General features: G+C 32.4%; 17 protein-coding genes and 1 tRNA gene. 4 read left to right on the forward strand and 14 right to left on the reverse strand.

All coding sequences use genetic code 11. The features are described from left to right. The first annotated feature begins 256 nt into the window (after positions 1–256). Positions 257–706, forward strand: coding sequence for a GatB/YqeY domain-containing protein (locus KZH69_RS04440; protein WP_219316254.1), 450 nt, complete (start codon positions 257–259; stop codon positions 704–706). 85 nt (positions 707–791) lie between these two features. Further along, positions 792–865 (forward strand) — tRNA-Arg (locus tag KZH69_RS04445). Between the two features lie 881 nt (positions 866–1,746). Here the strand turns inward: KZH69_RS04445 and KZH69_RS04450 are convergent. The 5 genes from KZH69_RS04450 to KZH69_RS04470 all read right to left on the reverse strand — a co-directional run bounded on the left by KZH69_RS04450 (position 1,747) and on the right by KZH69_RS04470 (position 6,710). Next, a complete protein-coding gene (locus tag KZH69_RS04450) occupies positions 1,747–4,113 on the reverse strand; it encodes a hypothetical protein (protein WP_219316255.1) in 2,367 nt (788 codons plus the stop codon). A 3-nt stretch (positions 4,114–4,116) separates the two neighbouring features. Further along, the gene (locus KZH69_RS04455; RefSeq protein ID WP_219316256.1) at positions 4,117–4,428 is read right to left on the reverse strand and encodes a hypothetical protein; all 312 of its coding nucleotides are present in this window, start codon (positions 4,426–4,428) and stop codon (positions 4,117–4,119) included. Between the two features lie 4 nt (positions 4,429–4,432). Next, positions 4,433–4,714: a helix-turn-helix domain-containing protein gene (locus KZH69_RS04460; protein WP_219316257.1), complete on the reverse strand. Its 282-nt coding sequence runs from the start codon at positions 4,712–4,714 to the stop codon at positions 4,433–4,435. Then, the gene (locus KZH69_RS20655) at positions 4,707–4,877 is read right to left on the reverse strand and encodes a helix-turn-helix domain-containing protein (protein WP_219316258.1); all 171 of its coding nucleotides are present in this window, start codon (positions 4,875–4,877) and stop codon (positions 4,707–4,709) included. Before KZH69_RS20655 ends, KZH69_RS04460 begins: the two co-directional genes overlap by 8 nt. Positions 4,878–5,309: 432 nt before the next feature. After that, a complete protein-coding gene (locus KZH69_RS04470) occupies positions 5,310–6,710 on the reverse strand; it encodes a phage integrase SAM-like domain-containing protein (RefSeq protein ID WP_219316259.1) in 1,401 nt (466 codons plus the stop codon). 342 nt (positions 6,711–7,052) lie between these two features. On the opposite strand from KZH69_RS04470, the gene KZH69_RS04475 reads away from it, so the two are divergent. Then, complete coding sequence (locus KZH69_RS04475; RefSeq protein ID WP_219316260.1) at positions 7,053–7,868, forward strand: zinc-dependent peptidase; 816 nt, start codon at positions 7,053–7,055, stop codon at positions 7,866–7,868. Between the two features lie 93 nt (positions 7,869–7,961). After that, positions 7,962–8,384 carry a CBS domain-containing protein gene (locus KZH69_RS04480; protein WP_219316261.1) on the forward strand — a complete coding sequence of 141 codons (423 nt, stop codon included), beginning with the start codon at positions 7,962–7,964 and terminating at the stop codon, positions 8,382–8,384. A 66-nt stretch (positions 8,385–8,450) separates the two neighbouring features. Here the strand turns inward: KZH69_RS04480 and rpe are convergent, their stop codons facing one another. The 9 genes from rpe to KZH69_RS04525 all read right to left on the reverse strand — a co-directional run bounded on the left by rpe (position 8,451) and on the right by KZH69_RS04525 (position 20,333). Next, on the reverse strand, positions 8,451–9,113 hold the full coding sequence (gene rpe, locus KZH69_RS04485; RefSeq protein WP_219316262.1) for a ribulose-phosphate 3-epimerase: 663 nt from the start codon (positions 9,111–9,113) through the stop codon (positions 8,451–8,453). Positions 9,114–9,282: 169 nt separating this feature from the next. Continuing rightward, positions 9,283–10,146: a sigma-70 family RNA polymerase sigma factor gene (locus KZH69_RS04490; protein WP_026707723.1), complete on the reverse strand. Its 864-nt coding sequence runs from the start codon at positions 10,144–10,146 to the stop codon at positions 9,283–9,285. A gap of 215 nt (positions 10,147–10,361) precedes the next feature. Beyond that, a complete protein-coding gene (locus KZH69_RS04495) occupies positions 10,362–10,601 on the reverse strand; it encodes a hypothetical protein (protein WP_219316263.1) in 240 nt (79 codons plus the stop codon). Between the two features lie 368 nt (positions 10,602–10,969). Then, the gene (locus KZH69_RS04500) at positions 10,970–11,716 is read right to left on the reverse strand and encodes a LytR/AlgR family response regulator transcription factor (RefSeq protein ID WP_219316264.1); all 747 of its coding nucleotides are present in this window, start codon (positions 11,714–11,716) and stop codon (positions 10,970–10,972) included. Next, positions 11,709–13,451 carry a tetratricopeptide repeat-containing sensor histidine kinase gene (locus KZH69_RS04505; protein WP_255557637.1) on the reverse strand — a complete coding sequence of 581 codons (1,743 nt, stop codon included), beginning with the start codon at positions 13,449–13,451 and terminating at the stop codon, positions 11,709–11,711. The genes KZH69_RS04500 and KZH69_RS04505 overlap by 8 nt, the downstream gene beginning before the upstream one ends. A 1-nt stretch (position 13,452) precedes the next feature. Continuing rightward, positions 13,453–13,875 carry a hypothetical protein gene (locus KZH69_RS04510; RefSeq protein ID WP_219316265.1) on the reverse strand — a complete coding sequence of 141 codons (423 nt, stop codon included), beginning with the start codon at positions 13,873–13,875 and terminating at the stop codon, positions 13,453–13,455. A 498-nt stretch (positions 13,876–14,373) separates the two neighbouring features. Further along, positions 14,374–16,122, reverse strand: a complete 1,749-nt coding sequence (locus tag KZH69_RS04515; protein WP_219316266.1) for a hypothetical protein — start codon at positions 16,120–16,122, stop codon at positions 14,374–14,376. A 214-nt stretch (positions 16,123–16,336) separates the two neighbouring features. After that, on the reverse strand, positions 16,337–17,518 hold the full coding sequence (locus KZH69_RS04520; protein ID WP_219316267.1) for a DUF4249 domain-containing protein: 1,182 nt from the start codon (positions 17,516–17,518) through the stop codon (positions 16,337–16,339). A gap of 28 nt (positions 17,519–17,546) precedes the next feature. Next, a complete protein-coding gene (locus KZH69_RS04525; protein ID WP_219316268.1) occupies positions 17,547–20,333 on the reverse strand; it encodes a TonB-dependent receptor in 2,787 nt (928 codons plus the stop codon). Positions 20,334–20,337: the final 4 nt, after the last annotated feature.

Consider the following 20,337-nt stretch of genomic DNA (forward strand, 5'->3'; position numbering starts at 1 on the left):
ATGCGAGTAAATTTTTCTAAATTTGTCGAGCCTTATCCAGCTGTGCATTGCAAGCTTTTTGTCGTAACTATTTTTTTCTAAGAACAAGAAAGAGCTCCTTTTAGTCGCTTTTCTGGTTCGAGAAAAAATATAGTTTCTCCCAAAAAGGCTTTTCATTTGCATCTGGGGCAGTTTTCAAAGTATTCAGTTTGCAGTATTGAGTTTGCATTTTGAATCCTAATTAAAAATTAAGAATCTAAAATCTAAAATACAGAATATGAGTTTATCAATACAAATCATGGACGAAATCAAAACCGCCATGAGAGCCAAAGATACAGTAGCATTAGAAGCTTTAAGAGCTATAAAATCGGAACTTTTATTAGCGCAAACTGCGTCAGGTTCAAAAGAAGAAATATCGGCTGATGATGAGATTAAATTGCTTCAAAGATTAGTTAAAACCCGTAAGGAAAGTGCTAGAATATTTACGGAACAAAACCGTATGGATTTAGCTGAACCGGAATTGGCACAGATTGTAGTAATTGAAAAATTCTTGCCAGCTCAATTAAGCGAAGCTGAAGTTGAAGCTGTGATTGCAAAAATTATTGCCGAAACTGGAGCATCTGGAATCGCATCAATGGGTAAAGTAATGGGATTGGCGGCTGCTCAATTAGGTGGAACGGCCGAAGGAAAAACTATTTCTACCATCGTTAAGAAATTATTGACTTAAAATTAAACAGATTTCTGATTTTAAATTGCTTTGTCAGTTAGTCTTTTAGGCTCGGGTCTAAAATCAGAAATCTAAAGTTTATACCGACTGCGTAGTTCAACTGGATAGAATATCAGATTTCGACTCTGAGGGTTGCAGGTTCGAACCCTGCCGTGGTCACTTTTAAAAACGTAAATTGCTGTAATTTAGTGATTTGCGTTTTTCGTTTTTTAAACCTGCCCGACCATTGCCCGACATTTTTTAAAACAGTAAAAAAAAATTACATTTGTAATGGTTTACGATGCCAATTATAAACCAACGTTTAACAACGTAAAACGGGAGCTTGAACAACTCCCGTTTTTTTATGTGTTAATATTTTAGGGCTACAATACTAAGGATTGAAAGAGTTTTAAACTTTAAAAAAGTTTGATTAATCAAAACATTACGCACGCGAACAGATAGGTGCAAAGCTTTTATTTTCTTACCATTACGCGCGCGCGTATTGTTTTACTTTTGATAATAATTTGACCTGTACGCGTAACAGATAGCGGAAAATTAACAACGTGTAATAAATGCTTTACAAACTTGAAATTAGCATTGATTAATCAAAGTTTTTCAAACTAATTGAACGAACTGAACGATATAAAAGAACTTTATACACGCGAACAGATACCAATGAATTATACAAAATCTTTACATTACGCGCGCGTTTGGTTATGCTTACTGTTTTACAACTTTCTATACTCATTTTGCTTTGATTTATAGCCTAAATTATTAGGAAACGTTTATATTATTTTTAATTTTTATATTTTTTTATGTGTGTTACTACACAGATATGGCACAGGTAAAAACACAGTTAATTTATTGATTTTCAATACATACACAGATAGCACAGATTAAAAGTAAATGAAACTATACAAGAAAATGAACACTATTTTTAGAACTCATTTTTTTATTAACCTGCGTACTTTAGTTTTAAGTGTGTTATCTGTGTATTGTAGTGTTTACGGGAAGTGCAACCGTGTTTTTAACTGTGTTACATCTGTGTTAAACACAGATATTTAATATTTTTTAATCCATTTGCGCCTGCTGGTATATTCCAAGCCAAAACCGTTTTTATCAATATTAAATTTACCAACCCACGCATCAATAAATTTTTTGGTGTTTTTGGCAGTAAACATTTTTTCAAATCGCAAAGGGTTTTCGATGTCGTTATATTTTCTTAAAAAGTCTGTAACTGAAAATTCTAAGCAAGTATTATCAATGACGAAATTGTCAATACATCTGTGAAATTCGCTGTAAACTGCATCGTTATTAAAATACGCCTTGTAATTATCGCCTGTCTTATTGTATTCGGTCTTTATGATTCCCTTTTGCAAAAACAGTTTCACGCATCGAAAAACAAAAGAATAAAATCGATTCCATTCGTCGGCGTTCCAGTCTTGAAAAAAGGCGCACTTAAATTCATCTTTTGGGCTGTGTTTTGTGTTGTAATAATTAGTGAATTTGTATTCAATAAATCGCCCGTTTGTCGAAGCGTTTTTCTCATCATACGGAACTACCCAATTTGAAGTAATCGCAAACTTTGGCGTATCTTTAAATTTAATCGCTTCGGCTTTTAGTCCTTTTCTTTGGCACGAAATGTCACCCAAAATATTAGTGTACAAATCATCATATTTAAACCCTGCGGGTACATCATCAATAATGTAAACATTATGCTTTTTTTCGAGGTCTGCAAATACGTGAGTATAACCGCTGTCAAATTCTTTGCCTCCCTTAATAATTGATTCCTGTATTTCCTGTACTGCTTTTGAAATTAAAGTTTTGCCCCGCCGTCCGTTTCGGGTTTCGTCGTCTGCATCCATATCGGTAAGAACGATACATGGGTTTTTTGTCATGTCTTTATAGTTGTGGCACAAATAACCAAACATAGTCTTAAAACTCTCTACAATGTTTTTAGTGTCCTGTGTTTTGGCTTCTTTTAACCCTATTGATACCCTAATTAAAAACTTTTCAAACATTCCAACCTCATCGGTATATTTAAACTCTCGGCTTTGTATCTCATGAGGTGCAAAAAAGCCTTTTACATCGGTGTACTCTTTTCGTTTTAATACTCCTTTGTCATTCAAATCGAAACAATAGAAACCATTTTTAAAAGGCAGTCCAAAAGTGTTTTTTGTATCAGTATAGTATTTTAATTCAATCGAGGGAATTAATAAAAACCCCTGTTTAATAACGCTAAAATTTTCCCGTGCTATGGTGTCCGCTACTGCATCAAATGAATTACCAAACTCGTTTATATTGTCTTTCAAAAACGAAACTATATCGGTGTTGTGGTTGAAATAAGTAACAACATTATTTGTATCACGCAATAAAAATATTTTGTCGTCTGGTGTCGAAATTCTCAAAAATTTTTCTTGAATAAAAAACTCGGCGTACATCGTTGGCGAAGTATAAACTTTGTCGCTTTGGTCAATGGTGTAAAAGTTTATAATTTCATTTTCAATCGTTGGCTTTATACATTCCTTAATCGAAAATTCAACCCAATCAAAAACAAAAAAATTACAATCGGTTTCGGCAAGTACAAAAACGCCGTCGTGTAATCGCACGTAATGAACTAAATTATTTTCGGTTACAAATCTTTCGATATATTCCTTTTCGTACTTAGAAAAGTCCATAAACGCACCTCCTTTGGTGTTGAACCTATCGAGGGTACAAACTTTGTCCGCATAGTTACCGTAAACCTTTGAAAGTTCTTTTATGATTGCGTTTCGGTCTGCTCCTTTGTTAGTTGCGTTTGAATTAAGTAAACAGGCAAAAGTTTTTTTATTTAGTGTTTCGTAAATAGTGGCTCTATGGTTTGTTAATAGTTCAATATCTATAAAAGTCGGGAACGCTCTTTTTATATCATATTCCTTTACCTCAAAAGGCAATTCCCCACGCAATACAGACGGTATATTTGTTAAGGGGTTGTATTCCCTGTGTCCAACGGTTTGCACTCCAAACGCATCGTCTAAATCGCTTGTATATTCACCGCTAAACTTTAAAACCATAAACAAAACATACCTTTTGTATGCTTCCATACTAAAGGGGTTTAATCTTTCGCCTTTTGCCTTTGCCTCATCTACTTTTTTATAATAGCTTTCTAATTTGTTGAGATTGTTTCTAAAGTATTTTGCATTTAGTTTTGTTCCCTTTTTAATGTAACAGGAAACATACTTTACATAATCGTTGTCCCTTAACGGTTCACTTCTTAAAAAAGTAACAACCGACAAAAATACTTTATCCCGTTTGGTGTAATATTTTTCTTTTTGCCACGCATCATAAAAAGTAAATGTTTCTTTACGGCTTTTGCTTTCGGTTTGCATTCGCTTTGTAAACTCCGTTTTCCATTCGGTCATTACATCGGTCTTGTTTCTATTTTCCATTGCCTAAAACATTTTTAATTGGTTAGACTTTGGAAATAAATCGGGGTTTGTAGTTAAATACCACGCTCTAAATTTTGTTAGTTCACAAAATCCTTTTCGTACTTCGCAAAGCAAACCACGTTTTTCTAAATCCCTTTTATAACGGCAAATCGATTTTTGAGGTATTCCCGTCGCTTCGGCTGTCATTGAAGCGGTTGCAATGTGGTTTTGTAAGTATTGAAATATGGTTTTTAACTGTGTAGTTGGTAATGTATATTTGCTTTGCTTATTTGAAATATCATTATCAGGGCGGTGGTTAGTATTAATACTTTCCATCGCTTTACTGATTTAAAGGGATTAAACACGCCTCTATGTCTGTTCTTAAAAAATAGACTCTCGAGCCAATTCCCAACGGTTTAAGCTTTCCGCTTTTGCACCAATTGTGTACCGTTGAAATATCCACATCAAACATTTGCGCCACTTGTTGACGGGTCAAATATTCGGCGGGTTGTACTGGTTTGAAATGTTTTAAAAATTCCTGTAATTGGATTTTTACCCCGTTTGAAATTTCCTTTTGTAATTGTTCGGGTGTTACTGAGATAAATTGAATTTGATTATTCATTTGATTGACGTTTAAGAATTAAACAATCAATCTCTTTTGCCTCAAATAAAAAGTATCTCTTATCTGAATTGACAGGGTTTAGTTTTCCCTTTTTGACCATTGTGGAAATAGTCATTTTTGTAACCGATAGTTTTTCGGCTACTTCTTTGGTTTTTAAAAACATAACATTGAAATATTATGCCTTTAAAAAGTTTAGCTTGAATTTAACAAAAGTAAAAATCTATTTAAAATCTATTTAAATGTCATTTATTAATTTAATATTTAAAATTAAATATTACATTTGTAAAGTTATTTACTCGGTCAGAGAAAAAACTTTCGATTTAAGAAAGAGTGCAATCAATCTTAAATCACATTAAAAATTCAAACCTGCTTTTATAAAGGCGGGTTTTTATGTTGGTGCGCTTTGCACTTATCTTTTACAAATGTAAGTGTTATACAATCGTAAAGCAAGTCATATTGTATCTTTGCTTTTTGCTCGAAACCTTTATTGTTAACAACTTTGGCTTCAACTAGAAATAAATACAATATAATTACAAAACATTGTATAAAAACAACATAATGCGGTTGTAAATAAGTAAACAACTGTTAAAAACTTTTATACCGTACCAGTATTAAGTATTACTTTCATTTCGGGTGTTTTGTCTTTGTGTAGGTCGCTGTAAAACTTCATAAACAAATCGGCGTTACTGTCTTTGTCCTCTCGTTGGTTTATGTAGGTAAGGAATAAACTTTCTTTTGAGTGTCCAGTTATTCCAATTAATACGGCGGTGGGTATCTTTTTATAATAATTAGTAGCAAACGAACGCCTAAAACAATGTGTAGTTATTAATTCGTGCTTTGGGTACGTTCCTAATTCTTTGCGGTTGGTTGCGGTGTTTAGTTTTGAACCTTTTACCGTTTCATTAATCCCCGCCAGTTTGCAAACCACTTTTACATAATCGTTAAGTTTTTGGTGTGGCACTTCTTTTGGTAAATGATTTTCGATTATGTCGATAACGTGGGGCGCAATAATCCCGATTGTTACACTTTTATTTGTTTTCTGTTGGATTATGTCAATGTAAATATTTGTGCCTTTATATCGAATATTCTCGTTTGTGATTTTTAATAAATCCCCGCCACGCTGTCCAATTTCACAACCTAATAAAATCCATTTTCGGGCGTTGTCTAGTGCTTCGGGCGTTATTGAAATGCCTTTTGTAAGTTCGGGGTTTGAGGCTTTAAATTCTTTGAGTTGTTCCGCATTGGACAAATCCACATTTTTAATTTGTTCCAGTTCGGTAAACGATAAAGTTTGAATGTATCGGTCTTTGTTGCTCTCTCCAAAATGTTGGATTATTTTTGAATAGGGCGTTACGGGTATTTCGTGTTTTTCTGCATCGATACAAATTGTTTTTAACATTTGAAGTTTTCGCCCCGCTGTATTTTTGGCGTACTTCTTTTTGGTAAGCATCCAAATTTTAAATTTTTCGATAAAAGGTGCAGTTAAATCAATAAATTGAATTTGCTTTTTTATTGTAAGTTGATATTCTAAGATAACTTTTTTAAATGAAACATAACTTTTAATTGTTTCTTTACTTAGCCCTGTATTGTTTCCAATAGTTCGGGTACTTGCATTATCGATTATGTATTGAGTGTGATTTATTAATAAACCTTTGTCGTTTTTTACAACACGTTTAAAACAGTCATTAATTTTTGCCTCGAGCCAAAAAGTATCTATAACAACACTCTCACCTAAATCAGTATTAACACTCTTAAAAAGAAAAGATTCTAATTTTTTGAGGTTGTTAAAAAGTACTTTGTTTTCGGGATTGTTTTGTTTTGGGAAGTTGTCGCCTTTTTTTGGATTTTCTTTATCGGGCGTGTTCCAATCTTTTGGGTTGATTGTGAACCCCGTATTTAGTTCTAAGTCTTGTTTGCCACGACCTAATATAATACGTACTTTTATCGCTACGTTTTTGTTTGCTTCACTTCGCAAACGGAATTTAATTGATGCCATATTGTAATATTGAACGGTTGAACAACACAAATATAATTAATGTCGGGCAAGTTTCAAAAAGTTGCCCGACATTTGCCCGACATTTGTCCAATCTCTTTAAATTTCATTCAATGTCATTCTATAGGTTGTAAGGTATTGAAAATGTTAAGTTTTGTTGAATTTATAGGGGTTGAGGTTTGTTTTTATAGTGCTTTCGGGAGGTGTTTAAAAATGCCAAATTGAGTGTCTCGGGTTGCAGGTTCGAACCCTGCCGTGGTCACATAGTAAAGCAAAATTGTAAATAAATTTTATGATTTTGCTTTTTATTTTATAGGGAGCAAAGTAAAACAAGAATCAGTTTTCATGGATAACATTATTTTAGTGGTTTTTACTTTTGGTCTTACTTTTTCTGTTGTGATTTTGCTTTTTGGTGCTCTTTTTAGACTTCTGGAATATTGTTTTGGTTTGGTGTTTGATAAACCTTTCTTTGTCCATTTTTGTCTTTTCCCGAAGAAAATTAGCCATGAAGCACTTCTCTTTTTAAATTCTAGTTTTCCGTTTTACACTCGTTTATCGGATAAAAAGAAAATATATTTTGAGCATAGAATTGCCAGTGTTCTTGATGAGTATGAATTCGTTAGTCGTGAGGGTTTTGTAATCACCGAAGAAATAAAGGTGCAGGTAGCTGCAACTTTAACGATGTTGTCTTTTGGAATGCGAGAATATCTTTGTGACGTTTTTGATAAAATAATAATTTATCCATCTGTATATTTTTCTAGAATTACCATGCGATACCATAAGGGAGAATTTAATCCCAATACAAGAGCAGTAGTATTCTCTTGGGAAGATTTCCAAAAAGGATTTGACGTGTCTACCGATAATTTGAATTTGGGTATCCATGAATTTGCTCATGTTTTGCATTATCAAGGGTTGCAACGCAATGACAGCAGTGCAGTACTTTTTTCAAGAATGTATAATGAGATTAATGAAGAAGTAAGTGTTCCCTCAGTAAGAGAACAATTAATACAATCCAATTATTTTAGGATTTATGGTTTTACCAATCAATTTGAATTTCTTGCTGTGATTTTAGAGCATTATTTTGAAACACCTTTAGAGTTTGAAACACGGTTTCCAAATTTGTATAAAAAAGTCAGTTTGATGTTGAATATAAAACAATAATTTCCGAAAATAGTTTTAATTGACAACTGATAAACATCATATTTTGAGTCAATTTTCTTTCTTAATTTTACATATAATTAAAAATGAGGCGTTATGAGACAGCATGTTCCCGTGTCAACTATTATGACTAAAAACATAATTAAACTGACTATTTCAGATGATTTGACCAAAGCAGAATCTCTTTTTAAGCATTATAAAATCAGACATATTCCAGTGGTGAATGGCGCAACTATAATTGGTATGCTAAGTTACACCGATTTGTTGCGTATTTCTTTTGCCGACGCTATTGATGATGATGAAGAGGTTGTTGATACTACCGTTTATAATATGTTTACCGTAGAGCAGGTTATGGCCAAAAAATTAATTACCATTTCGCCAGATACGACCATTAAAGAAGCTGCCGAAATATTGGCGAGCAAAGAGTTCCATGCTTTGCCAGTTTGTGAAGATCATTTGTTGGTTGGAATAGTAACCACCACCGATTTGATAAAGTATTTAATTGATCAGTACAAATAAATAAGTGTTTACTAAAAAAGAAGAAAGTCCCAAGGACGCTTTATGCGTATTGGGACTTTTGTATTTTTATATCGTGGTCAATTGTTTTAAATCGGCTACTGTTTGAATAGGATTTTCGGCTTTAAAAACGAAGCTTCCAGCAACTAGTACATCAGCACCAGCTCCAACTAACTGTAATGCATTTTTATTGGTTACACCTCCGTCAATTTCGATAAGCGTTGATGCTCCTTTTCTAGTAATCAAATCTTTTAGTTTTTTTACTTTAACATAAGTATTTTCTATAAACGACTGCCCGCCAAAACCGGGATTCACACTCATGATGCAAACCATATCAATATCATTGATTACATCTTCCAATAAATCGACATTTGTATGAGGATTTAATGCTACTCCAGCTTTCATTCCTTGAGCTTTAATTGATTGAAGGGTTCTATGTAAGTGTGTGCAAGCTTCGTAATGTACAGTTAAGATATCAGCGCCTAAATCTTTGAATGTTTTGATATATTGGTCAGGATTGACAATCATTAAATGCACGTCAACCGTTTTTTTAGTATGTCTTGTGATTGCTTCAAGAACAGGCATTCCAAAAGAAATATTTGGAACAAAAACACCATCCATGATGTCAATGTGAAACCAGTCGGCCTGACTATTGTTGATCATTTCGATATCACGTTGCAAATTAGCAAAATCGGCAGCTAGAACTGAAGGGGCAATAATTGTATTCTTCATTGTGTTGTTTATTTTTTGCAAAGGTAATTATAAAAAATAAAACTCCGGTAATCAGCCGGAGTTTCAATCATCAATCAAAAAACGAACAGTTAATCAGACTGTTGTTCGCGTTGTATTAAAAGATTTAAAAATTAAAGTATTTAAAAATTTTAATTTGGGATATTTTAAATTAACCTAAATATGTTTTCAATATTTTACTTCTAGAAGTGTGTTTCAATCTACGGATCGCTTTTTCTTTGATTTGTCGAACACGTTCACGAGTCAGGTCAAAAGTTTCACCTATTTCTTCTAATGTCATTGGGTGCTGGTCACCAAGACCAAAGTACAAACGCACTACATCAGCCTCTCTAGGAGTCAATGTTTCTAGTGAACGCTCAATTTCGGTGCGCAATGATTCATGGATTAACTCTCTGTCTGGATTTGGTGATTCACCAGAACGCAATACGTCGTAAAGGTTAGAGTCTTCTCCTTCTACTAGAGGGGCATCCATTGATAAGTGACGACCAGAGTTTTTCATAGACTCTTTTACATCATTTACTGTCATGTCAAGTTCTTTTGCAATTTCCTCAGCAGATGGAGGACGCTCATTAGATTGCTCTAATAGGGCATACATTTTGTTGATTTTATTGATAGAACCAATTTTGTTTAAAGGCAAACGAACGATACGCGATTGTTCGGCTAAAGCTTGAAGTATCGATTGGCGAATCCACCATACGGCGTATGAGATGAATTTAAATCCACGAGTTTCGTCAAAACGTTGTGCTGCTTTTATCAATCCAAGATTTCCTTCATTGATTAAGTCGGGAAGGGTAAGACCTTGATTTTGGTATTGTTTGGCTACCGAAACTACGAAACGTAAATTGGCTTTTGTTAATTTCTCTAAGGCTCTTTGATCCCCAGCTTTAATTTTTTGAGCTAATTCTACTTCTTCGTCAGCGGTAATAAGGTCAACTTTTCCAATTTCTTGTAAATATTTGTCTAATGAAGCGGTTTCACGATTGGTAACCTGCTTGGTGATTTTAAGTTGTCTCATGTTTTTGTCTCCTCAATTTTTTAAGTGTACGAGTGGTTATACGTATGGAGTTTTTAAAAAGTTACAAAAGGCGACTTCTTTTTTTAATTAAAATAAAAATACCTGTCTCATATTAATGAAACAGGTATCTCTAACTAATTTAATTGATTAATTTAAATATTAGTTCGTACAAGAAATAGCGCTAAATGGCTTAGGCTATTTTTTATTAAGGGAATTTAATCCATTCCTTCGAGATTGATAATTCTATCAAATATTTGTTTTAAAAATAAAATCATAAAAAATACACCAGCAGCAAGGATTAGGTGATCACTAGTAAATAGTAAAGGTTCATCCAGAATGTCATATAAACTCGGAATGATTAGGCATAATGAAGCTATGAGTCCAATCCAAGGATTGATTTTGTTGAAAAGGGTTCTGAATTGCATATTAATTTGATTGTTAAGTTCTACGCTCATGGTATTTGTTTTGAATTTTTAATTGAATAAAATTACATTGTAAATTAAGAATTTATGCAATGAATGTTATGAAAGCGCTTTTTTTTGTTACGAAATGTATAAGAAAAAAAGGAGGTGGCTTTAATTAATAGTGAATGATGATTTTGCTAATTCTGATAATTTGGTTTTAATGATGTATAGAAAGTTGTAATGCGCTATACTGTTTATTACGAAGGACGAAGTTTAGGTACTAAATGTAGGTAACTCAAGCAGATTATAGAGTGGGATATTTTAAGTGAGATTGCTTCATTCGCAAATACATTTATATATAAAAAAAATACCCTTAATTTATCAGGGTATCTGTAAGTATTTCTTGTATGTATGTGCTCTTAAGACAAAATATTCATTTTCTTGATGAAATCTTTATAGGAATCGCTTAGGTTTATTTTGTAATTTCCTTTCAGAATAATAAGATTATCGGCCAGGATAATTTCTTCTATTTTATCAGCGTTTACGATATAGTTTCTGTGGGTCCGAATGAATTTTTCTTTATTGAGAAGGGTGCTGATTTTGGTCAGCGAAATCAAGATGACAAATTTTTCTTTCTCGGTTATGATGTTGCAATAACGGTCTTCAACTTCGATGTATAGAATGTCTTGAAGTGACACTTTCTTGAGTGCATTTTTCTTTTTGATGAACATATAATCATTGCTGATTACTGTGTCTTGGTCTTCGCTCAGGAAAACATTAGTTTGTTCGTAGAATTTTTCGACAGCCATTTCTAGCGCATAGAGAATTTCCAATTCGTTGAAGGGTTTCATCAGGAAGCTGAAAGGCTTGGTGAGTTTGGCTCTCTCAAATATCTGGCGGTCTTGCGAACTGGTTAAAAACACGAAAGGTTTGGAGGCATTTGGAACAATATTAATGGTCTCGGCAAAGGTGATTCCATCTGGTTTTCCGTCGAGGAAGACATCGATTACGATGATGTCTACGGGGTTTTGGTAGAATAAAGTCAGCGCATCAGTATAATTTCTGGCTACGCCCACAATGTTGTATTTATTGGCCAGTAAGACTTTGCTCAGTGCATCACTTTGCTCTGGGGTGTCTTCTATAATAAGTACATTGATGTTATCCATTTTGTTCTGTTTTTGGAAACGAAAGTATCATTTTGGTTCCTTTATTGAGCTCGCTTTCTATGGCTAGCGTTCCTCTGTTTTTCTTGATCATTTGTTTGCACAATTGCAAACCGAGCCCTGTGCCTATAATTTCCGAATTACTTTTCTTGGCCAATAACTCATTGTCTTCAAGCAATTCATTTATGGTGTCTTGGCTCATCCCTAAACCGTTGTCCTGAATCACAAGTTGACAAAAATTAGTATTTGTTTCTGTCGTATAGATCTTGATTTCTCCATTTTCATCAGAAAATTTAATGGCATTGTCCAGCAAGTTACGCAATACAATTTTTAACGAATCGAGATCCACGAAGATAAAACTATTTTTGGAAACAGCATTCTCAAAAGTAATGCCTTTATCAAGAAGTAGAGGCTTGTAATTGTATTCTATTTGTTGTACGATGGAATACAGATGCACCGAATCTTTATGAAAATACAATTGTTTGGTTTGCAACAACGCCCAATGGAGCAAGTTGTCGAGCAAACTGTATGCGCCGTTTGCAATCGCGCTGTTTTGATGAAGAAGTTGGTCGAGTTCGTTATAGTTTTTGGTTTCCAACGAAGTGGTTAATTTTGCATTGCTGGTTTTTAAGGCATTGACGGAGGAACGCAAATCGTGACTCACGATGGAGAATAGTTGATCTTTAGTAGCGTTAAGTTCGTCTAATTTATTTTTTTGGGTAAGAATTATTTTACTGCTTTTTACTTTTTGGGCATAGACATAAACACCTCCTATTAAAAGCAATAACAAAGCTAATACGGAATAAAATAAACCATTACGTTGCGTGTCTTTTAGCTTGCTCTCGATTTTAAGTACAGTGATCTGTTTTTGTTTTTGGGCTACAGCATATTTTTTCTCAAAGTCGGCAACTGCCCAGATTTTGTTTTGGTTGTTTAGAGAGTCTTTCCATTGCTCTGATTCTTTTCTGTAAGTCAATGCTTCTTTGAAGTTGCCCCTGTTTTCTTCTACAACTGCCATGTTTTTGGAGGCCGTTTGTTTTGTAGTTATATTATTTGCTTTTTTTGATAGTTCATAGGACTTTTTAAAATAAAAAATAGCTAGATTGTCTTTATATTGCTCATAATATAAGTTTGCTAAATTCATGTACGATATGCAAATTTTATCATTGTTTTGTGTTTCTTGATTTATTCGCAACGTTTTAAGTAGGTAATTCTCTGCTTTTTCAAATTGTTTTAGAAAAATATAAGTCGTCCCAATTCCATTATAAGCATTTGCCAGACCAACAGTGTTATTTGATTTAACATATTGTTTTTCTGCAAGTTTAAAGTAATAAAGAGCATTGTCAAATTCTTTTAATTCAAGAAAAGAGGCTCCTAAAGTGAAATTTTTAAATGGTAAAAGCTCAAATGAATCGGACACTAAAAAAAACTCCTTTTTTGCTTCTTTGTAAAGTTTCTTGTTGAAAAAGCTTTCTCCTCTGAAGTAATGACAATAATCCGCTAGCTTTCTGTTATTGCTTATACTTAGCTGTTTCATGGAATAAATCAAAGTCGAATCCCAATCTTTTTTTAAATAATAAGATTGGGATTTTATAAAATTGAGTTCTCCCTTAAACTCGATTAATTTTTGTTGAAGTATTTTTTTTTCAAATAAATTAGTCTTTTCAGATTGTGAAAAAAGAAAAAAAGGAGCTATTAAGAAGAAACAAAAAAAATAATATTTTAACTTTAAATTCATTTTAAGGAACTTGAGTTGAAGTACCTCTAGAAGTTTCAGGATCCAAGTTAACCATGAAAGATTCAATTTTAGTTATATTACCCACAGTAGGAGAGGTGTAATCCAGTTCTACGTACCACACATCGCAGGTTTCTGGGGTTTCCATGGAAAAATCATAATCGTAATTGATGGTCAAAACGCCGTCTTTTTCAACTGGTGGTTCCACAACAGGTGCATCAGGAATTTCAGAGTTCATGTATACTGTTGCTCTCACTTTTAGTGTCAATGGGCCTCCTTTTGGGGTGTAGAATTTTGCAGACACTAATGGGGCTACTGGGTAATTCACCTCACCTGATTCTAGGAAAGTAAAAGGAACGGCATTAATCTTGGTAGTTTGGATGGTCGGGTAAGGGGTAAAGGATAGTTCTTTTGTAGAATCGCACATAGTCAGTTTTTTAATTGGTTAATAGATACTAATTTTCACGTTAAAGATATTTTTTTTCTTTGAATAAAATGTAATGGTTTTATTTTTTTTGAATTATTCACTTTGAATTATGTGAAATAGTATTTTGTGATTGGTTTAACCGCAAAGTGAGCAAAGGTTTAGGTAAGGGACGCAAAGTTTTGTTTTGGCCACGGATTTGACGGAAGAAACTGATTAACGAGGATTCTTTAATAGTTGATTTGTTGGGTTTTACCGCAAGGGGCGCTATGCTTTTTGTATTAGGAAGTGAGATTTGGATGCTGTTTTTCGATGTAGAGTTCTCGTTTTATGGTTGCGTGAGGGATAGAGCAAGGCGCCATAGCGCTCGTGATAGCCCGACCTTGTTGAGTAAAGGGGCTTTGTAAGCGATACTATAGTAAGCCCCTTTACTCAACGAGGTCACGTCCTAATAATGATAAACCCCAAATCAAATGGATGAGTTGGGGTTTTTACTGGTATTTATTGTACTTCAAAAGTGTCTTTTAAAGAGACTGGAATCCCTTGGTCTGTAAAACCTTCTAGCGAAATTTCGAATGTTCCTGTTAGATCTGAGGTGTAAAAGGATATGGGATTTTCATTGCTAGCCAAGGTGAGTTGCGGTAGCCATAGCAATTGATAGCGATAGTCCGGAATTCTTTCGTTTTTGGATAAATCCGAGTAATCAATCTTGTAATATACTTTTTTAGGTTGTGGTCTTAAAATAGCCGCTTTCATCATTGAAGATTCGCTTTGATTACTTTTGAAATCTTTATTAAAAGTGGTAAGGCATATCAATCCATTAAATGATGTAGCCCCTACATAATATCTACCAGCGATTAAATCAATTTTGAATATATTCTTCATATTGTAATTGATTAAATCGTTTTGATTTTGCAATAACAAACCATCAATTAAAACCAATGCTGGTTCCGGTAACTGAGGAAAAACATTAGGATCCATGACATGTAAGTAATAGTTGTTGTTTAGCTGTTTCAAATATATTTCGGTTGCAACTTCAGTAATTGTCTCCTTTAATGTTTTAAATCTAGTATAATCATCCAGAATATATTCTTTTTCGAAAGAACTGTAAAACGGATCTACGTCAACTGGATTAATTAAATTATCTGTTTTTTTATAAAAATAAGCATTTTCAATTTGAGTAGAAATTGATCGGTTTAACAAGCTTTCCTTATAAAAGTATGAAAGATTTTCGTTGGCAGGGAAAATTAGTTTTGAATAATCTATTTGATGTGGATTGTCTAATGAAAGAGTGTAATAATCGGCATGGTCATCTATTATCTGAACTATGATATTAGTGTTGTAATTTGCTTTGTTTATTGTGAAATTAAAAGCACCATTTGGGTCAGTCATTACAATCTTAAATGCAAAAGATTTTCCAGGTAATGAAAATGCAATTGCTATATTTTCTACTTTGCGATTAGGGTCTTTTGCTATAATTTTTCCAGATATATTCTCACCTCTAAGTTCAGGTAAAACGATATTGTTTTTTTGATTTTCTAAATCAATAATCGTTTTTTGATTTGTTAATAAAAAGTCTATCGGATTGACTGCTTTTTTTGATGGTAGACTGTCTATTTTCCTTACAGATAAAGAGTATGTTCCATCTTTAAAAAGAGGATTTAGAGATTCAATTTTTAGATCAACCAATTCTCGGTTTGTAAATGTCTTTTTATTAAGATTAAATTTTAGATTTTCACTACTTATGTTGTTGTCTTTTGAAATGATTTCATTTGTGCTGACAGCTAAATTTGAATTTCCCTGATTTGTTTTTAAAATGTTATCCGAAGCATTTTTTTCATCTGCTTTAAAAGGATTTATGATAGTGATGTCCATCTGAAAAAGATCTGACGTAGCTTTGTTAAGAATCCAACTGGTGTATCCTATAAGTTTGTATTTTCCTGTTTTTAGTGTTGTTGGAATAAAATATTCGCCTTGTCCGCATGAATTTTCTAGAACAATTTTAGTTTTTAAAACTGGCTTTTTATTGCTGTCAACAAGTTCAACATAAGCTATTTTGCTCAAGACACTTGGAGTTTTGTCTGATGATTTTAAGCAATAAACCTTATAAAGGAGAGTTTCTCCCGAAACAAATGTTGAGGCATTCGCATGAAGGTATATAGATTCATCTACAACAACTGTTTTTTGTGCACTGATTAATTGTGTACTTATTAAAGCAAACAATGAAAGGATTTGTTTAATTCTTATCAAAATGAAGGTATTATGTTAGATGAAAAAGAAGTATTGTCTTTAATAAGCTTTATTTCTTGATATTCATGCTCATTGGTTATAGTTACTTTTACTAATTATGCTTCTTTGGTAATATTTTTCTACAAATGGTATGGTTAATAACAATTGCTGATAGCTATATTCAAAAAAAGCAATGGATTGATTTTATTTTTTATTATGGTATTAATTTATTTTCTTAATCTGTCCAAAACGGAGGAACTACGTTTGATGAAAAAACGGTGCAGTCTCCACATGGAGCATTCACCATAATGTATTTCGGTTCGATATTTATTAATGTTAAACTGTTAATGGTAAGATTGTAAATCAATGTTCCTCCGACACATGGGGGATCACCTGCTCCCCAACAGTAATTAAAAAATTGATTACTGCAATCCGTGTAATATGGCGGTAAAGGTTCGCCTGGAAATAGGTCTTTATAATTAAAAAAAACTCTTTTTGATGAAACTGCTGATACATCAAAAAAACCAATGACTTTGGAATTTGAATCACTCATACATTTAATATTTCCATTTAGAAATCCGGGTTGTTTCGGAGATAAAACACTACCAGAGCTTGATATTTCTTTTAATGTTTTATAAAAAGTATATGATTCAATATTTTGTACATATTGTCGAACTAAAATGCTATATCTGTGACTGATAATATAATTTTGATCACTAATAAATCTAATAGGAAAATCTACTCTGTCTTCCAGTAAGTTTGTAGTTGTATATTGTAATATGTCTGTTGAATTTTTGACAGTATAACAAATTTTTTTATTGGTCTCGTTAAGTACTTCCTCTACTTCTCTTGGTCCAATAACAACTAATTTAATAGGATACCATTTGGGTGTTATTATTTTGTATGCTTCTTCGTATTCATATCTGTAATATTTTGAAGTATTGACAGGATCATAACTTTTTACGTTAATTTGAACTCCCCTTCCTTCTTTTATGTCAGTAATAACTTCTGGTGTTACACTTTCTATTTCAGTTTCTGTCGTTAGTGTTTCATTTGATGATTGATACTTTTTTCCGTCAGTTGTTGCGATTTCAAGTGTATATTCAGTATTAGGTGATGGTCTAAATTTGGTTTCAGATATATATTTTCCTGCCGATTCCTTAAAATAAAATATATTTCCTTTATTGTCGTGAATATTTACATTAGCTCCAGCTACAGTTTTTATTTCTTCTTCTTCAAATTTTGAAGTTTTCGTAAGTTTTATCTCTTGATTTTTAAGTTCATTAGTAATTGTTGCTTCTACAACCAATGCTTCTTCATAGTTGTCTGTTTGGAGGTTGTAACTTTCGCTACAACTACTAATAATTAATGATAAAAATAAAAAAGGTACTATTTTAATTAGATATATAGATTTCATGATTTTTAGAATATGTGGAATTCGATATTTAAAATTTAAAATTATAAGTAATACTAGGCACTGGAATAGAAAAAATTGAAGTTTTGTATGCTTTTATTTTTCCAGCAGGATTTGTTACAAAATAAATTGAATATGGGTTATCTCGCCCTAAAACATTATAAATTGATATGTTCCAAAAACTGTGTGCTAATTTTTTTATTTTATGATTTCCTTCTATATTAATTCCAATATCTAAACGTATGTAATCTGGGATTCTGTATTTATTTCTATCACTATAAAGAGTATATTCTGCATCTCCATAATGATATGTCCCAATTGGAAAAGTAATAGGTCTCCCTGTTTGATATAAAAAGTTGGTAGATAAACTATATCGCTTTGTAAATTTATAATTTAAAACCGCACTTAAATCGTGAGGCTTATCAAAATTGGAAGCGAAGTATTCTCCATTATTTACTTTTTCTTCATTGTATTGTCCATCTAATTTGACTAAAGACCTTGAATAAGTGTAACCGATCCACCCGTTTAGTTTTCCGATTTGCTTCTTTATTAAAAATTCAATACCGTAAGCTTTGCCTTCACCTTGTAAAAGCTCAGTTTCAACATTTTTATTTAGCAATAATTGAGCTCCAACTTTATAATCTAGAATATTATTTGATTTTTTGTAATATCCTTCTAAGCTAATTTCAAATTCATCATCATTTAGGTTTTTAAATAGGCCTAATGATATTTGTTGTCCGCTTTGAGGCTTTATATTAGTATCAGATAGTTTCCAAGTGTCATTGGGGGATTGTGTTACGTTACTTGATAATAAATGAATATACTGCCTTGTGAAATCATAGCCAGCTTTGATTGAAAAATCTTCAGTAAAAAAATAGCGTGCAGCTAAACGTGGCTCAAATCCGCCATATTTTTTTTCAATTTCATTATTATTGTAATGTTGAGTATTTATTACAGTAGCTTCATTAAGAGGTAATTCACTTTGGTAAATATTTACATCACTGGCTCCTAAAGCTGCATAGAAAGAATACCGTAGTCCTAAATCAATTAACAATTTATCACTCACTTTGTAATTGTCAGAAAAATAAACACCTGATTCGAGTGCCTTTTCTTTGTCAATATCTATAGGAATTAAAGTTGCCTCTGTTTTTTTTGGATGTTGGTAACCTGGGTTAATATTGTATAATTTGCTAGCAATCCCGTATGAAAAATGATGTTTTTCATTGAAGAGGTAATTAAATTTTAGTTGAAATTGAGATTCATTTATTTTATAACCAAAATCAAAAGCATTAATATCCTCAGAATCATAATTAATATTAAATTTATATTCGCTATTTGTAAAAATAAGAGATGCTTTATGATTTTTGTTAAAAGAATGATCCCATTTTACTGAAGCAAGTCGATTACTATATTTATAGATTGAATCAGAGTTAATACTGAAGCGGTCCTGGCTATAATACAAAGTAGCTTCTAAATTATTAGTTTTATTAATTGCATTATTATACTTAAGAATTCCGTCATAGAATCCAGCCTGACTATTTTTTAAGTTTTCGTCATCTAATGATTTTAAAATCCAATCAGAATACGTTGCCCTTGCTCCAAAAAGGATGCTAGATTTGTTTTTCTCTATTGGAAGTGCAAAACTAAGGTTTGAAGTAATAGGGCCAATTGCTCCCTCTCCAGAAATCTTTTCTGGATTACCATTTTTTGTAGTAATGTCGAATACAGATGATAGTCTTCCTCCAAAATCAGCAGGAATACTTCCTTTGTAAATGTCCGCTTTTTTTGCGGTGTAAGGGTTTATGGCCGAGAAAAAGCCTAAGAAATGCTGAGGATTATATAATACAGCATTGTCTAGAAGTATTAGGTTTTGATCTTCTTTTCCTCCTCTAACATTAAAACCTGCAGATCCTTCTCCTGTTGTTTTTATTCCAGGAAAAGTAGTCGCAATTTTTAATATATCTCTTTCTCCAAGAATTAGTGGAACATTTTTTATGTTTTCAATATCAATTGATACTAGTCCTGAAAGCACAGTCTCCGTCACTCTCTTTCCTTTCTTTTTAATTACGACTTCATCTAGTTGATTTGATTTTTCATTAAGATTAATATCAAAAGTACCGTCATTGTAAACCATTAAAGTTTTTGTAAATTCTTTATGAGTTAATGATTTTATTTCTAAAACGTTCATTCCTCTTGGAAGTTGTAAAGAAAAATAACCGTTTGGATCACTTGAAGTAGAGATGTTTTTGTTTCTGATTTTTATATAGATATTTGCTTCAGGTTTGTTAGTTTCTTCGTTATTTATATGACCAGAAATAAGGTAATTTTTTTTAACTGATTCTTTATTTTCTTTACCAATAAAAATTACGGCAGTTTTTTTTGTTATACTATAGTTATTTAAAGAATCATATTGTTGGTAAAAAACAGGGTTTTCTATATTTTCTTCTAATTTTTCATTTTGGTTTGCAGGCGTGTCTGCGAAATAATTAGATGGCAATTTATCGTGTATTTGATTGTTAAGCGTTAAAATGATTTTCTTTTTAATAATAACAAAATTTAAGTCTGTCTTGTTGAGTATTTTTTCAAGTAACTCGTCTATTGTAATATTATTGTAATCTCCAGTGATTAAGGTTTTATTTGTCTCTACCCAAGTAGGATCAAAATAAAATTTATAAAGAGTTGTGGTTTCAATGTTTTTTATAGCTGTTGCCAAAGATTCGTCTTTAAATTTTATAGAAAATTTTTCGTTAGAATTTTGAGCTATCAGAATGTTATTAGAAAGAAATAAAATAAATAAGAGGGATATAATTTTGTTCATTAGT

The organism is Flavobacterium taihuense (genome assembly GCF_019351435.1).
Classification (GTDB): domain Bacteria; phylum Bacteroidota; class Bacteroidia; order Flavobacteriales; family Flavobacteriaceae; genus Flavobacterium; species Flavobacterium taihuense.

What these genes read in the sequence shown, in the direction of transcription:
- KZH69_RS04440 (WP_219316254.1), top strand. Translation starts at nt 257, where the DNA reads ATGAGTTTATCAATACAAATCATGGACGAAATCAAAACCGCCATGAGA.
- KZH69_RS04450 (WP_219316255.1), bottom strand. Translation starts at nt 4,113, where the DNA reads ATGGAAAATAGAAACAAGACCGATGTAATGACCGAATGGAAAACGGAG.
- KZH69_RS04455 (WP_219316256.1), bottom strand. Translation starts at nt 4,428, where the DNA reads ATGGAAAGTATTAATACTAACCACCGCCCTGATAATGATATTTCAAAT.
- KZH69_RS04460 (WP_219316257.1), bottom strand. Translation starts at nt 4,714, where the DNA reads ATGAATAATCAAATTCAATTTATCTCAGTAACACCCGAACAATTACAA.
- KZH69_RS20655 (WP_219316258.1), bottom strand. Translation starts at nt 4,877, where the DNA reads ATGTTTTTAAAAACCAAAGAAGTAGCCGAAAAACTATCGGTTACAAAA.
- KZH69_RS04470 (WP_219316259.1), bottom strand. Translation starts at nt 6,710, where the DNA reads ATGGCATCAATTAAATTCCGTTTGCGAAGTGAAGCAAACAAAAACGTA.
- KZH69_RS04475 (WP_219316260.1), top strand. Translation starts at nt 7,053, where the DNA reads ATGGATAACATTATTTTAGTGGTTTTTACTTTTGGTCTTACTTTTTCT.
- KZH69_RS04480 (WP_219316261.1), top strand. Translation starts at nt 7,962, where the DNA reads ATGAGACAGCATGTTCCCGTGTCAACTATTATGACTAAAAACATAATT.
- rpe (WP_219316262.1), bottom strand. Translation starts at nt 9,113, where the DNA reads ATGAAGAATACAATTATTGCCCCTTCAGTTCTAGCTGCCGATTTTGCT.
- KZH69_RS04490 (WP_026707723.1), bottom strand. Translation starts at nt 10,146, where the DNA reads ATGAGACAACTTAAAATCACCAAGCAGGTTACCAATCGTGAAACCGCT.
- KZH69_RS04495 (WP_219316263.1), bottom strand. Translation starts at nt 10,601, where the DNA reads ATGAGCGTAGAACTTAACAATCAAATTAATATGCAATTCAGAACCCTT.
- KZH69_RS04500 (WP_219316264.1), bottom strand. Translation starts at nt 11,716, where the DNA reads ATGGATAACATCAATGTACTTATTATAGAAGACACCCCAGAGCAAAGT.
- KZH69_RS04505 (WP_255557637.1), bottom strand. Translation starts at nt 13,451, where the DNA reads ATGAATTTAAAGTTAAAATATTATTTTTTTTGTTTCTTCTTAATAGCT.
- KZH69_RS04510 (WP_219316265.1), bottom strand. Translation starts at nt 13,875, where the DNA reads ATGTGCGATTCTACAAAAGAACTATCCTTTACCCCTTACCCGACCATC.
- KZH69_RS04520 (WP_219316267.1), bottom strand. Translation starts at nt 17,518, where the DNA reads ATGAAATCTATATATCTAATTAAAATAGTACCTTTTTTATTTTTATCA.
- KZH69_RS04525 (WP_219316268.1), bottom strand. Translation starts at nt 20,333, where the DNA reads ATGAACAAAATTATATCCCTCTTATTTATTTTATTTCTTTCTAATAAC.